11 protein-coding genes are annotated in these 13,327 nt (G+C 61.0%); 9 read left to right on the top strand and 2 right to left on the bottom strand.

All coding sequences use genetic code 11. The annotated features are described in order from the left end of the window. Window positions 1-48 precede the first annotated feature (48 nt). Entirely contained in the window at window positions 49-1,926 is a 1,878-nt protein-coding gene (locus G3A56_RS11155; RefSeq protein WP_082183388.1) for a DNA polymerase III subunit gamma/tau, read from the top strand. A gap of 27 nt (window positions 1,927-1,953) precedes the next feature. Continuing rightward, window positions 1,954-2,277 carry a YbaB/EbfC family nucleoid-associated protein gene (locus G3A56_RS11160; protein WP_003492973.1) on the top strand — a complete coding sequence of 108 codons (324 nt, stop codon included), beginning with the start codon at window positions 1,954-1,956 and terminating at the stop codon, window positions 2,275-2,277. A 13-nt stretch (window positions 2,278-2,290) separates the two neighbouring features. Here G3A56_RS11160 and G3A56_RS11165 read toward each other — a convergent pair whose 3' ends face one another. Continuing rightward, window positions 2,291-2,926 carry an MOSC domain-containing protein gene (locus tag G3A56_RS11165; RefSeq protein WP_164056377.1) on the bottom strand — a complete coding sequence of 212 codons (636 nt, stop codon included), beginning with the start codon at window positions 2,924-2,926 and terminating at the stop codon, window positions 2,291-2,293. Between the two features lie 37 nt (window positions 2,927-2,963). Between G3A56_RS11165 and recR the strand changes: the two genes are divergently transcribed. Together recR and G3A56_RS11175 are read left to right on the top strand one after the other, a co-directional pair. Then, window positions 2,964-3,569, top strand: a complete 606-nt coding sequence (gene recR, locus G3A56_RS11170; protein WP_003492968.1) for a recombination mediator RecR — start codon at window positions 2,964-2,966, stop codon at window positions 3,567-3,569. 35 nt (window positions 3,570-3,604) lie between these two features. After that, on the top strand, window positions 3,605-4,903 hold the full coding sequence (locus tag G3A56_RS11175; protein WP_082183383.1) for a lytic murein transglycosylase: 1,299 nt from the start codon (window positions 3,605-3,607) through the stop codon (window positions 4,901-4,903). A 186-nt stretch (window positions 4,904-5,089) separates the two neighbouring features. On the opposite strand, the gene G3A56_RS11180 is transcribed toward G3A56_RS11175, so the two are convergent. Continuing rightward, complete coding sequence (locus G3A56_RS11180; protein ID WP_082183380.1) at window positions 5,090-6,718, bottom strand: MFS transporter; 1,629 nt, start codon at window positions 6,716-6,718, stop codon at window positions 5,090-5,092. Between the two features lie 288 nt (window positions 6,719-7,006). On the opposite strand from G3A56_RS11180, the gene rimP reads away from it, so the two are divergent. The 5 genes from rimP (at window position 7,007) to rbfA (ending at window position 13,325) form a co-directional block, all read left to right on the top strand. Next, complete coding sequence (rimP, locus tag G3A56_RS11185; RefSeq protein ID WP_003492962.1) at window positions 7,007-7,603, top strand: ribosome maturation factor RimP; 597 nt, start codon at window positions 7,007-7,009, stop codon at window positions 7,601-7,603. Window positions 7,604-7,665: 62 nt separating this feature from the next. After that, complete coding sequence (gene nusA, locus G3A56_RS11190) at window positions 7,666-9,282, top strand: transcription termination factor NusA (RefSeq protein ID WP_035219707.1); 1,617 nt, start codon at window positions 7,666-7,668, stop codon at window positions 9,280-9,282. After that, window positions 9,279-9,980 carry an RNA-binding protein gene (locus G3A56_RS11195; protein ID WP_082183378.1) on the top strand — a complete coding sequence of 234 codons (702 nt, stop codon included), beginning with the start codon at window positions 9,279-9,281 and terminating at the stop codon, window positions 9,978-9,980. The genes nusA and G3A56_RS11195 overlap by 4 nt, the downstream gene beginning before the upstream one ends. A gap of 102 nt (window positions 9,981-10,082) precedes the next feature. After that, complete coding sequence (infB, locus tag G3A56_RS11200) at window positions 10,083-12,833, top strand: translation initiation factor IF-2 (RefSeq protein WP_082183375.1); 2,751 nt, start codon at window positions 10,083-10,085, stop codon at window positions 12,831-12,833. A gap of 75 nt (window positions 12,834-12,908) precedes the next feature. Beyond that, window positions 12,909-13,325: a 30S ribosome-binding factor RbfA gene (gene rbfA, locus G3A56_RS11205; RefSeq protein ID WP_035241339.1), complete on the top strand. Its 417-nt coding sequence runs from the start codon at window positions 12,909-12,911 to the stop codon at window positions 13,323-13,325. Window positions 13,326-13,327: the final 2 nt, after the last annotated feature.

Raw genomic sequence — 13,327 nt, forward strand, 5'->3', positions numbered from 1 at the left:
GCCAGTTCAGCGCCCCTAGAAAAACTGGCAAAACAAACTGGCGAGGCGATGAGCGACACCGTACCCACCACAACAAGCGAATCCCAGGGCGGGACCGGCTACCGGGTACTGGCACGCAAATATCGCCCGAAGGATTTTTCCGATCTGATGGTCGGCCAGGAGCCGATGGTTCGCACGCTGACCAATGCGTTCGAGACCGGGCGCATCGCGCAGGCCTATATGCTGACCGGCGTTCGCGGCGTGGGCAAGACGACCACGGCGCGCATTCTCGCCCGTGCGCTGAATTACAAGACAGACACCATCGACAAGCCGACCATCGACCTGCGCATCCCCGGTGAACATTGCCAGGCGATCATGGAAGGCCGCCACGTCGATGTGATCGAGATGGACGCCGCCTCCCATACCGGTATTGACGACATTCGCGAGATCATCGAGCAGGTTCGTTACCGCCCGGTCTCGGCGCGATACAAGGTTTATATCATCGACGAAGTGCACATGCTTTCAACGCAGGCTTTCAACGGTCTTCTGAAGACGCTGGAAGAGCCGCCGGAGCATGTGAAATTCATCTTCGCAACCACTGAAATCCGCAAGGTTCCGATTACCGTCCTGTCGCGGTGCCAGCGCTTCGACCTGCGCCGCATCAGCGCCGCCGATCTTGTCGGCCTTTTCACGGCCATTGCCGGCAAGGAAGGCTTCGAGGCCGAACCGCAGGCGCTTTCGATGATCGCCCGCGCAGCCGAAGGCTCTGCCCGCGACGGTCTTTCCCTGCTCGATCAGGCCATCGCCCATGGCGGCGGACGCGTGGAAGCCGAAGCCGTGCGCGGCATGCTCGGCCTTGCTGACCGGGCCCGCATCGTCGATCTCTTCCAGCACGTCGTCAAAGGTGATGTTGCGGCGGCACTTTCGGAGTTCAACGGGCAATATGAGGCGGGTGCGAACCCCGTCGTGGTGCTGAACGACCTTGCCGATTTCACCCACCTCGTCACCCGCATGAAATATGTGCCTGACGCGGCGGAAGACCCCTCGCTTTCAGAAATAGAACGCGTGCGCGGTGCGGAATTTGCCGAGACGATTGCGGTGACCGCGCTTTCGCGTATCTGGCAGATGCTGCTGAAAGGCATTCCGGAAACGGAAAATGCCTCGCGTCCCGCAGGTGCGGCCGAAATGGTGTTGATCCGCCTTTCGCATGCCGCCAATCTTCCGGCACCGGAAGATGCGGCTCGGCGCCTGCTCGAACTTTCCAACGGCGATGGCGGCTATTCGAATGGCGCGCCTTCGGGCGGTGGCAATGGCGGCGGTGCGCGTGCCTATTCGTCAGGACAGACGGTGGCCGCAGGAAGACCTGTGGAGCTTCCCGCCCAGAGGCCGGCGAGCTCGCAGCCTTCGACCATGCTGCGCGCCGTGCCTGACAGCCGCCCGCAGGAGATGCAGGTCGCGGCACCGAGAACCGAAGAGCGGCCGGAGCCGAAAGTTCCTGTTAATTCCGTGCAGGATATCGCCGATCTGTGCCAGAAAAATCGCGATCCCGTCATGCGGGCAAAGGTTCGCAACTTCGTGCGGCTGGTGCGACTGGAGCCGGGCCGGCTCGACATGCGCCTCGGCGATGGCGCACCCGGATCGCTCCCCGGCGAGCTCGGCGTGAAACTGAAGGAGTGGACCGGTATCCACTGGATCGTCAGCCTCAGCAAGGAACAGGGTCAGCCGACGCTGGTTGAAGCCGAGGGCAGCGCGCGGGACGCACGCCTCGTCGATGCGAGGCAGGATCCGGATGTGGCGGCCATTCTTCAGCAGTTTCCCGGTGCAAAAATCACTGACGTGCGCATTCGCGTCACCCAGCAGGACGAGCCGGACGAGATCGCCCCGGCCCCTTCGGTTGCCGAATCGAGCGAAGGCGACATCCTTCCCGGCGACGACATCGAATTTTAATACATAACAAAAACAGGAGTCTGGCACATGCGCGACATCATGGGCATGATGGGCAAGGTCAAGGAAATGCAGGCCAAGATGGAAAAGCTGCAGGCGGATATCGCCGCGCTTGAAGTCGAAGGCAAGTCCGGCGGCGGTCTCGTCACCGTGAAGCTGAACGGCAAGGGCAGCATGCTCGGCCTGAAGATCGATCCGTCGCTCTTCAAGGAAGACGACGTCGAAATCCTCGAAGATCTGATCGTTGCCGCCCATAATGACGCCAAGGAACGCGCCGAGGCCATAACTGCAGAAAAAACCAAGGAAATCACCGCCGGCCTGCCGATCCCGCCCGGCATGAAGCTACCGTTCTGATAGTCTCTCGAAATCAGACTTCCAGCATGGCGCGGAAGCGGCTTGCAAGCGGCGTGTCGAGATAGGCAGCGCGTTCGTCCTCGGTGAGTTGCATGGGGCGGAAGCGCTGCAGAATAACCGGTATGGGCAGTTTCGTTCCCTGATAGGGTTCAAACACAACGTCCTCACCAGCCATGAGCATTCCGCCTTTCAGGACCCGGCAGTAAAAGCCCGGATGGCCCGCCTTGCGGAAGCGCGGGGCGAAATCGGGCTCGCCGATCCGGGCTGAGAGGGTCGCGCAGGGAATTCGGGCGGCCGTCACCTCCAGCACCACTTCCTTGGCCAGGAACCTGTCGCCCACATGCAGCTTTGCGCTGTCGACGTCCTCCAGGACCAGATTTTCCCCGAAAAAACCGGGCTCGATGCTGAGACCAAGCGTGTCGGACCAGAAATCGAGATCCACGGAGCCCATGGCGTAAATCGCCTGATCCGGCCCGCCGTGATGTTTGCGATTGCAGACGGCGTCGCTGACAATGCCTTCAGCATCCACAATCACTGGGCCTTGCACGGCGTGTTTGAAAATGCCCGTCTTTGCCGTCTTTCCCGGCAGGGTCGTCGCCTCGCCCCGGCATACCGCCCTAATTTTCATGGACTGCCCTTTGCGCTTCATGATTCCCGTTTCCCGATTTATGCAGTAGAAAGCGCTCATGGCAAAACGAGTCACCGGCCCCGAAATCGAAAAACTGATCCAGCTGCTTGCAAAAGTGCCGGGGCTTGGGCCCCGCTCGGCGCGGCGGGCGGCGCTGCATCTCATCAAGAAGAAGGAACAGCTTCTTGGGCCTCTCGGCCATGCCATGGGTGAGGCCTATGACAAGGTGAAGATCTGCTCCTGCTGCGGCAATGTGGATACCATCGACCCCTGTACCGTCTGCACCGACGAGCGGCGTGACCAGGCGGTCATCATCGTGGTGGAAGACGTTTCGGATCTGTGGGCGCTGGAGCGGGCGGGCGCCATGAACACCGCCTATCACGTGCTGGGCGGTACGCTGTCGCCGCTTGATGGCGTCGGGCCGGAAGATCTGAACATCAAGGGATTGATCGACCGTGTCAGCGTCGGCGGAATCCGCGAGCTCATCATCGCGGTCAATGCGACGGTGGAAGGACAGGCGACCGCCCATTACATCACCGACCGTCTGGCCGATTTCGGCGTCAAGATCACCCGGCTTGCACATGGCGTGCCGGTGGGCGGCGAACTGGACTATCTCGACGAAGGCACATTGACGGCCGCGCTTCGGGCGCGCACGACGATCTGACGCCTTCCCTCCCCGTCATCCAAAGAGGAGACCGAATGCGAAACCGATTTGATTCCTTGTCTTGGCGCATTTCCGGACGGAAAAGCTTTAAGGCACTGGCCGCCATTCTTTCCGTTTTTTCAGCAACGACCGCTTTTGCGCAGTCGGCACCGACAGGCGCAGCCGCAACCCGATACGACGCCGAATTTAACGTCTGGCTGAAAAAGGAAATCTGGCCGGAAGCCCGCAAGGCCGGCATATCGCAGAAAACACTTGAGGCCACGCTCAGCGGTCTTTCCATCAGCTGGAACCTGCCTGATCTCGTTATCCCCGGCCAGAAACCGCCGAAGGAACAGAGCCAGAGTCAGGCGGAATTCTCCTCCCCGGGAGCCTATTTCTCCGAAAAACGGCTGCAGGGATTGGCCGGCACCGGCCGCTCGCTTGCCGCCACGCATGCGGCGACGCTGCGCAGGATCGAGGCGAAATACGGCGTGCCCGGTAATATCATCGTTGCGATCTGGGGCCGCGAATCCGGTTTCGGCCGGGCAAAACTGCCGCATTCGGTGGTCGATGTGCTGGCCACGAAAGCCTATATGTCCACCCGCAAGGAGATGTTCCGCACCGAGCTGATCGACGCGCTGAAAATCGTCGAGAGCGGCGATATTGCGGCCTCGCGCATGATGGGCTCCTGGGCCGGCGCGCTCGGCCAGCCGCAATTCATGCCGTCGAGCTATCTCAAATATGCCGTGGATTTCGATGGCGACGGCCACCGCGATATCTGGAATTCCGTGCCGGACGCGCTGGCATCCATAGCGAACTATCTTTCCCAGCGCGGCTGGCAGCGCAATCGCGACTGGGGTTTCGAAGTGTCGATCCCCGCCAATGTTTCCTGCGCGCAGGAGGGCCCCGACCTTGCCCGGCCGGTGGCCGACTGGGCGAAGATGGGCATTACCCGCATTTCCGGAAAAGCCTTTCCGTCCAATGACCTATCCGCTGATGGCATGATGCTGGTGCCGGCCGGACGTCACGGGCCGGAATTCGTGGTGACGCCGAATTTCTACGTCATCAAGGAATATAATAATTCCGATCTCTACGCGCTGTTCATCGGCAATCTCGCCGACCGCATCACCCATGGGGCGGGCCCGTTCAAGGGTGAATGGGGCAATGTCGGATCGATGCTGCGCTCCGATGTTCTCACCATGCAGAAGGCGCTGGTGGCCAAGGGTTACGATGTCGGCAAGGCAGATGGGCTGGCCGGTTTCAAGACGCGTCGCTCACTCGGCGACTGGCAGGCCAAGAACGGGCTTTCACCGACGTGTTTTCCAGATGCAAGCCTGAAGGCTAAGCTGAAATAGCACGTTACCTGCGACGTCGGAAAACCTCTCCGTCCTCATGCTCGGGCTTGTCCCGAGCATCTGCAACCGATTGATTTAACGATACGTGGTTGGATCCTCGGGACAAGCCCGAGGATGACGTCGAGGGTTATGACAACGGCCCTCAATAACCTTTTTACCTGTCCCGTTTCTGCCTCTCCCAGCCTCTCAGTGCTGGTCGGTATGGGGTTTGTGGAAGATATCGTCGGTCGGCGGAATGGTCTGCCGCTCGATCATCCGGTGCACGCGCGGCCGGGTCTTGCCGCGGTGAAGCTCGAGCAGCCGGTCCCAGGCTTCTGCGTCGGCCTGGGTGCGGCGGTGGTTGTGGCGGACATATTCCACCCATGTCGGCACATGGTAGCTTTCCGTCCAGATGTCCGGATTTTCCAGGTCGCGCATCAGGTTCCAGTTGCGTGCGCCATCGCGCAGGCGGATGCGACGGCGCTCCGCCATCAGCGGCAGGAACTCGCCGAGATCCTCGTCGTGGATTTCATAGTCGATGAGGATGGCGATCGGCCCGCTGCGCGGCTTGATATCGAGCCGTAGCGGCGGCTCCACGAAGCGATTGAGCGGATCGAGATTGAGCGAGGCGAAGGCGGGCATGGCGAGCTTGAAGCCGACCACCACGCCAAGCAGCATCAGCACGCAGGAACAGAGAAGCGAGTAGGAAATGCCGTAATCTTCCGCCAACTCGCCCCATAGCCAGCTGCCCACCGCGATGCCGCCGAAGGTCAGCGTCTGGTAAAGCGAGAGCGCACGTCCCACCACCCAGCGCGGGGTGGAAAGCTGGACGATGGTATTGAACAGCGAAAGCGCCAGAACCCAGCAGGCACCGGCCACCGTCAGGACAAGCGAGGTGATGATCGCACTCGTGCTCACCGCCGTCACGCCGGAACTGAAAGCGAAGCCCAGAAAGGCGACGCGCACGATCCATTCGCTGGACAGAACCTCACGCAGTCTTGCGCTGACAAGAGCACCGCCGATGGCGCCGACGCCGAATGCGCCCAGCATGACACCGTAAGTCAGTGGGCCGCCTTCGACCAGATCGCGGGCGACGATCGGCATCAGGGCCAGGATGGCGCTGGCGGAAAGACCGAAGAGAAAGCCGCGCACCAGCACCTTGCCGATATTGGGCGACATGGCCACATAACGCATGCCCGCAGAAATGGCGGCGAGAAGCTGCTCGCGCGGCAATGTCGAGGCATATTTCGGCGGCTGCCAGCGCAACAAGGCGTAGATCAGGGCGAAGTAGCTGAGCGCATTCACGAAAAACGCGGCGGCAGCACCTGCGGCCGCGACGATGATGCCGCCGATGGCCGGGCCGACGCTGCGGGTGATGTTGAAGCCGACGCTGTTCAATGTCACGGCGGCGGGCAGATCCTCGCGCGGCACCATTTCACCGACGGAAGCCTGCCAGGACGGATTGTTGAGCGCTGTGCCGCAGCCGATCATGAAGGTGAAGAAGAGCAGCAGCCAGGGCGTGAGCCAGCCGGACCAGGCAAAAACCGTGAGCAGAACGGAGGCCGTCAGCATCAGGAACTGCGCGGAAATCATGATGCGGCGACGGTCGAAACTATCAGCCAGCGCGCCTGAAATGAGTGAGAACATCATGATCGGCAGCGAGGTGGAGGCCTGCACCAGCGCGATCATGTTTTCCGAACTCGACAGCGACGTCATCATCCATGCGGCACCAACCGCCTGGATCAGTCCACCGAAATTCGAGGCAAGGCTGGCGACCCAGATTCGTCTGTAAGTCAAATGCCTTAAAGGCGTGAGTGGCGATTTACGGTCAGGCACGATCAGTCCACTTAATGCAACTGCGATCTATCAAACGGCAACTATAGACAGTGCCGACAATCATGCCAGCCTTTCCGACACGGTAAGGGTGAAAATATGGCCGGGGCGTCACCGAAGTGGGGCTGCCTGCGAAAACCTTGCAATCCTGCCCCGATGGGTCTATATGACCAGTGAAATTCTTGATCGCTTGATGAAGAGTGGGGCCGCAAGGCTCCGCTCTTTTTCGTTAGGCGAACCGGAAACCACGGGCTTCAGGGCCCGGCGAAAAATCAAAGACCGGAAGGCCAGATGGCAGACACCACATATGAACCGCGACTGATAACCGAAACGGGCATCGATCAGCGCATCGCTGAGATCATCGAGCCTGTTTTGACGGGCATGGAATATCTTCTGGTGCGCGTGCGGCTCTCCAACCAGAACGGCATGACGCTTCAGGTCATGGCTGAGCGCGAAGACGGAACAATGACCGTTCAGGACTGCGAAGCCATTTCGATGGCGATTTCACCTGTTCTTGATGTGGAAGATCCGGTCGATAAAGCGTATCATCTCGAAGTTTCCTCGCCCGGCATCGACCGGCCGATGGTTCGCAAATCGGATTTCACCCGCTGGCAGGGTCATCTGGTGAAGGTCGAAACCTCCATTCTGGTCGAGAACCGCAAGCGGTTTCGCGGCAAGATCGTTGAGGTCGATGCGGATGGCTTCAAGCTGGAACGCGACCAGATCGCCTATGGCGAGGAGCCGACAGTCATCATTCCGTTCAGCGCGCTTTCGGATGCGAAGCTCATTCTGACGGACGACCTTATTCGTGATGCGCTGCGGGCAGACAAGGCGGCAAAGGCCGCCGCCGCAAACCAGAACGACGAAAACGAAGCAGACGAAGACTAATTCCAACGTAAAGCCCGAAAACGGGCGACCAACGCAATTATGCGACTTACGGAGACAGAAAAATGGCAGTGAGTGCTAACCGGCTTGAGCTTCTGCAGATCGCCGATGCTGTGGCGCGCGAAAAGGTCATCGACCGCGAAATCGTGCTTGCCGCAATGGCCGACGCTATCCAGAAAGCCGCCCGCTCGCGCTATGGTTCGGAAACCAACATTCGCGCCGACATCAACTCCAAGACCGGCGAAATCCGCCTGCAGCGTCTTCTGGAAGTTGTCGAGGCGGCCGAAGATTATTCGACCCAGATCCCGCTCGAACTGGCCCGCGACCGCAACCCGGACGCCAAACTCGGCGACTTCATTGCCGATCCGCTGCCGCCGATGGATTTCGGCCGTATCGCCGCCCAGTCCGCCAAGCAGGTGATCGTTCAGAAGGTGCGCGAAGCCGAGCGCGACCGTCAGTATGACGAGTTCAAGGATCGCATCGGCGAAATCGTCAACGGCACCGTCAAGCGCGTCGAATACGGCAACGTCATCGTTGATCTCGGCCGTGGCGAAGGCATCATCCGTCGCGACGAGATGATTCCGCGGGAGAACATGCGTTACGGCGACCGCGTGCGCGCTTACGTCTACGACGTTCGCCGCGAGCAGCGTGGCCCGCAGATTTTCCTGTCGCGTACCCATCCGCAGTTCATGGTGAAGCTCTTCACCATGGAAGTTCCGGAAATCTACGACGGCATCATCCAGATCAAGTCGGTTGCCCGTGACCCCGGTTCGCGCGCCAAAATCGCCGTCATCTCGAACGACTCGTCGATCGATCCGGTCGGCGCCTGCGTCGGTATGCGCGGTTCGCGCGTTCAGGCCGTCGTCGGCGAATTGCAGGGCGAAAAGATCGACATCATTCCGTGGAGCCAGGAGCCGGCCTCCTTCATCGTCAACGCCCTGCAGCCGGCAGAAGTCGCCAAGGTCGTTCTGGACGAAGAATCCGAGCGCATCGAAGTGGTCGTTCCCGACGAGCAGCTTTCGCTCGCCATCGGCCGCCGCGGCCAGAACGTACGTCTGGCATCGCAGCTGACCGGCTGGGATATCGACATCATGACCGAGCAGGAAGAATCCGAGCGCCGTCAGAAAGAATTCAACGAGCGTACGGCACTCTTCATGGACGCCCTCGACGTCGATGAGATGGTCGGCCAGGTTCTGGCTTCCGAAGGCTTCGCGCAGGTCGAAGAACTCGCTTATGTCGATCTCGACGAAATCTCCTCCATCGATGGTTTCGATGAGGATACCGCCGATGAAATCCAGACCCGCGCCCGCGAATATCTGGAACGCCTGGAAGCCGAAATGGATGCCAAGCGCAAGGAACTCGGCGTTACCGACGAGCTTCGCCAGATCGATGGCCTGACCTCGCAGATGATGGTTGCGCTGGGTGAAGACGGCATCAAGACCATCGAGGACTTTGCCGGTTGCGCTGCGGACGATCTGGTCGGCTGGAGCGAACGCAAGGACGGCGAGACGAAGAAGTTCGAAGGCATCTTCTCCAAGCTCGACGTATCTCGCGTCGAGGCTGAGAACATGGTTGTGCAGGCCCGTCTTCTGGCTGGCTGGATCACGGCCGAGGAGCTTGCTTCCGAAGAGGAAGCCGATCTCGAAGCTGCCGAGGAGGCGGATACCGCCGAACAGGAATGACATCGCAGGCGCATGAGCTGGACGAGCTGCCCGAAACCGATGAGGACGGGCGGCTTGCTGGCAACGTCAATGGACGTATGTGCATTGTGACACGGCAGAGCGGATCGCCAGACGAGCTGATCCGCTTCGTCGCAGGGCCGGACGGCAGCGTCGTTCCGGATCTGAAACGCCAATTGCCGGGGCGCGGCTGCTGGGTGAAACCCGAGCGCGCCCTGATCGAGAAAGCCATTGCGAAGAAGCTCTTCGCACGGGCTCTCAAACGCGACGTCAAGGCCGGGCCGGAGCTTCTCGCTCTTCTCGACCGGCTGATGGCGCAGCAGCTTGCCGGAATGATGAACATGGCGCGCAAGGCGGGCCAGTTCATCAGCGGCGCAACGAAGGTCGATGCCGCCGTCCGGTCCGGGAACGCGATTGCCGTATTCCACGCGAACGATGCTGCGGCAGACGGCGTGAGAAAACTGGACCAGGCCCGCAAGGCCTGGGCGCTCGGCAGCGATGCCGGCAATGAAATTCCGTCTTTCCGGCTCTTCAGTGGAGCCGAAATGGACGAGTTGATGGGCCAGAATGCTTTTATCCATGCTTGCGCGCTTGCGGGGCAGGCGGGTGAGGGTGTAGTGAAGCGCGCAAAGATGCTTGAGCAGTACCGCCTTGGCGGTCAGCCTGAGGCGGAACGCGACGCTGCCCGGACAGAACAATGACGCGGTTACCGAACATGAACGGTCGCCGCGTTCCGATGCAGCAATTGAACGACGAGGCCTGATGGACGTCATCCGGTTTTCGTCCGAAGGAACGGGAACGGAATGACCGACAACAACGACGACAAGACACTCAATGCGCCGGCCAAGAAGACTCTTACCCTGAAACCGGGCGGGATGAATCAGGGCACCGTGCGGCAGGACATGGGTCGAGGTCGCACAAACGCGGTTGTCGTGGAAACACGCAAGCGCCGCCCCCTGCGTCCCGAAGACGAGAAGCCGGTTCAGCCTGTTGCAGCAGCACCGAAGCCGGTTGTAGCAGCAGCCCCGGCGCCTTCGGCGCCGCGTCCGCAGGCTCCCCAGCCGCGTATTCACCAGCCAGGTGGCCAGCAGCAGCGCCCGGGTTCTTCCCAGTCGCAGCAGCGTCCAGGCTCGTCCGCACCCCAGCAGCGCCAGCCTGACCGGCCACGCGGCAATGTTCTGCACGACCTTTCAGCAGGAGAGATGGAAGCCCGTCGCCGCGCGCTGATGGAAGCGCAAGCCCGCGATGTCGTGGAAGCCAAGCAGCGCGCCGAAGACGAAGCGCGTCGCAAGGTCGAGGAAGAACGCCGCCTCGCCGCCGAAAAGGAAGAGGCAGCACGCCGCGCCATCGAGGAAGCTGCAGCCGCAAAGGTGGCGGCTAGCCAGCCTGCCGTTGAAGCAAAATCCGAACCGGCCGATGAAAAGCCGGCACCGGCCGCAGCACCGGCGCCACGCGCCGATGCCCGTCCCCAGCCTGCAGCCGCCGCTCCCCGCTCCGCTCCTGGCACGCCTGAAACCGTCGCTCCGCGCGGACGTCGCGCTGGTGGTGATGACGAGGACGATCGCGGTGCGCGTCGCGGCAGCAGCCTTCCGGCCCGCGGCAAGGTCGCAGCTCCGGTTCCGGCCAAGCCCGCCGCCCGCCTGAAGACGGAAGAAGAACGCCGTCGTGGCAAACTCACCGTCACCTCGTCCAATCTGGATGAAGACGGCACGCCGCGTGGCCGCTCCATGGCGTCCATGCGCCGCCGTCAGGAGAAATTCCGCCGCAGCCAGATGCAGGAAACCCGCGAAAAGGTCATGCGCGAAGTCATCCTGCCTGAGACCATCACCATTCAGGAACTGTCGCAGCGCATGTCCGAACGGGCCGTCGACGTCATCAAGTTCCTGATGAAGGAAGGCCAGATGATGAAGCCGGGCGACGTGATCGACGCCGATCTGGCGGAACTGATCGCCGTCGAATTCGGCCACACCGTCAAGCGCGTGTCTGAATCCGACGTTGAAGAAGGCATCTTCAACCAGGCTGACGACGCAGGCGAGATGGTTTCCCGTCCGCCGGTGGTCACCATCATGGGTCACGTCGACCACGGCAAGACCTCGCTGCTCGACGCCATCCGTCAGGCAAATGTTGTTGCTGGCGAAGCCGGTGGCATCACCCAGCATATCGGTGCCTATCAGGTCGAAAAGAACGGCCAGAAGATCACCTTCATCGACACCCCCGGCCACGCCGCCTTTACGGCAATGCGTGCCCGTGGTGCGCAGGCGACTGACATTGCCGTGCTGGTTGTTGCCGCAGACGACAGCGTGATGCCGCAGACGATCGAATCCATCAATCACGCCAAGGCTGCCGGTGTTCCGATCGTCGTTGCGATCAACAAGATCGACAAGCACGAGGCAAACCCTGAAAAGGTTCGCCAGCAGCTGCTGCAGCACGAAGTTTTCGTGGAATCGATGGGTGGTGAAGTTCTTGACGTCGAAGTGTCGGCCAAGAACAAGCTCAATCTCGACAAGCTGCTCGAAGCGATCCTGCTTCAGGCGGAAATCCTCGATCTCAAGGCAGATCCAAGCCGCACCGCAGAAGGCACGGTCATCGAAGCCGAGCTGGACCGTGGACGCGGCGCCGTCGCCACCGTTCTCGTGCAGAAGGGTACGCTGAAGCCCGGCCAGATCATCGTTGCCGGTGACCAGTGGGGCCGTGTGCGCGCGCTCGTCAACGACAAGGGCGAACACGTCAAGGAAGCCGGTCCGGCCATGCCGGTCGAAATCCTCGGCCTTTCCGGCACGCCGTCGGCCGGTGACCGTTTTGCGGTTGTCGAAAACGAAAGCCGCGCCCGCGAGATTTCCGAATACCGCCAGCGTCTGGCACGCGACAAGGCTGTCGCCCGCCAGACCGGTCAGCGCGGCTCGCTGGAACAGATGATGAGCCAGTTGCAGACTTCGGGATTGAAGGAATTCCCGCTAGTCATCAAGGCGGACGTGCAGGGTTCGGTCGAAGCCATTATCGCTTCGCTCGACAAGCTCGGCACAGACGAAGTCCGCGCTCGTGTCGTTCACTCTGGTGCTGGTGCCATCACGGAATCGGATATCTCGCTTGCCGAGGCATCGAACGCCGCGATCATCGGCTTCAACGTTCGCGCCAACGCACAGGCACGTACGGCGTCCGAACGCGCCGGTATCGAAATCCGCTACTACAACATCATCTACGATCTGGTGGATGACGTGAAGGCGGCGATGTCGGGTCTGCTTTCGCCGGAACGTCGCGAGACCTTCCTCGGCAATGCCGAAATTCTCGAGGTGTTCAACATCACCAAGGTCGGCAAGGTCGCGGGTTGCCGCGTCGTCGAGGGCAAGGTGGAACGTGGTGCGGGTGTGCGTCTGGTGCGCGACAACGTCGTTATCCACGAAGGCAAGCTCAAGACCCTCAAGCGCTTCAAGGACGAAGTCAACGAAGTGCCTGTTGGTCAGGAGTGCGGTATGGCATTCGAAAACTACGAAGATATCCGCGCCGGCGACACCATCGAGTGCTTCCGCGTCGAGCACATCACGAGAACGCTCTAAGCGTCTCGCCGCAAAACAGGATTTTTCTGTCGGGCGCCGGCTTAACCGGCGCTCGCTCCGTTTGAGGCATTACCAATGGCAAAAGCAACATCATCGGCCCCTTCGCAACGCATGCTGCGTGTCGGCGAACAGGTGCGCGCCGCACTGACCCAGATTCTCCAGCGCGGTGAAGTCCGTGACGACCTGATCGAAAGCACCGTCATTTCCATCTCGGAAGTGCGCATGTCGCCCGATCTCAAGATCGCGACCGCTTACGTGACGCCGCTTGGCGTTGCGGATCACACCGACATCATCAGCGCCCTCAACCGCCACGCCAAATTCATGCGCGGACGTCTGGGCCCCCAGCTGCGGCAAATGAAATACATGCCGGAACTGCGTTTCCGCGACGATACGAGTTTCGACAATTACCAGAAGATCGACGCACTCCTGCGGTCACCGGAGGTGCAGCGCGATCTTGGACCTTCAAACGAAAAAGACGACGAACAGAACTGAAG

This window comes from Rhizobium oryzihabitans, assembly GCF_010669145.1.
Classification (GTDB): domain Bacteria; phylum Pseudomonadota; class Alphaproteobacteria; order Rhizobiales; family Rhizobiaceae; genus Agrobacterium; species Agrobacterium oryzihabitans.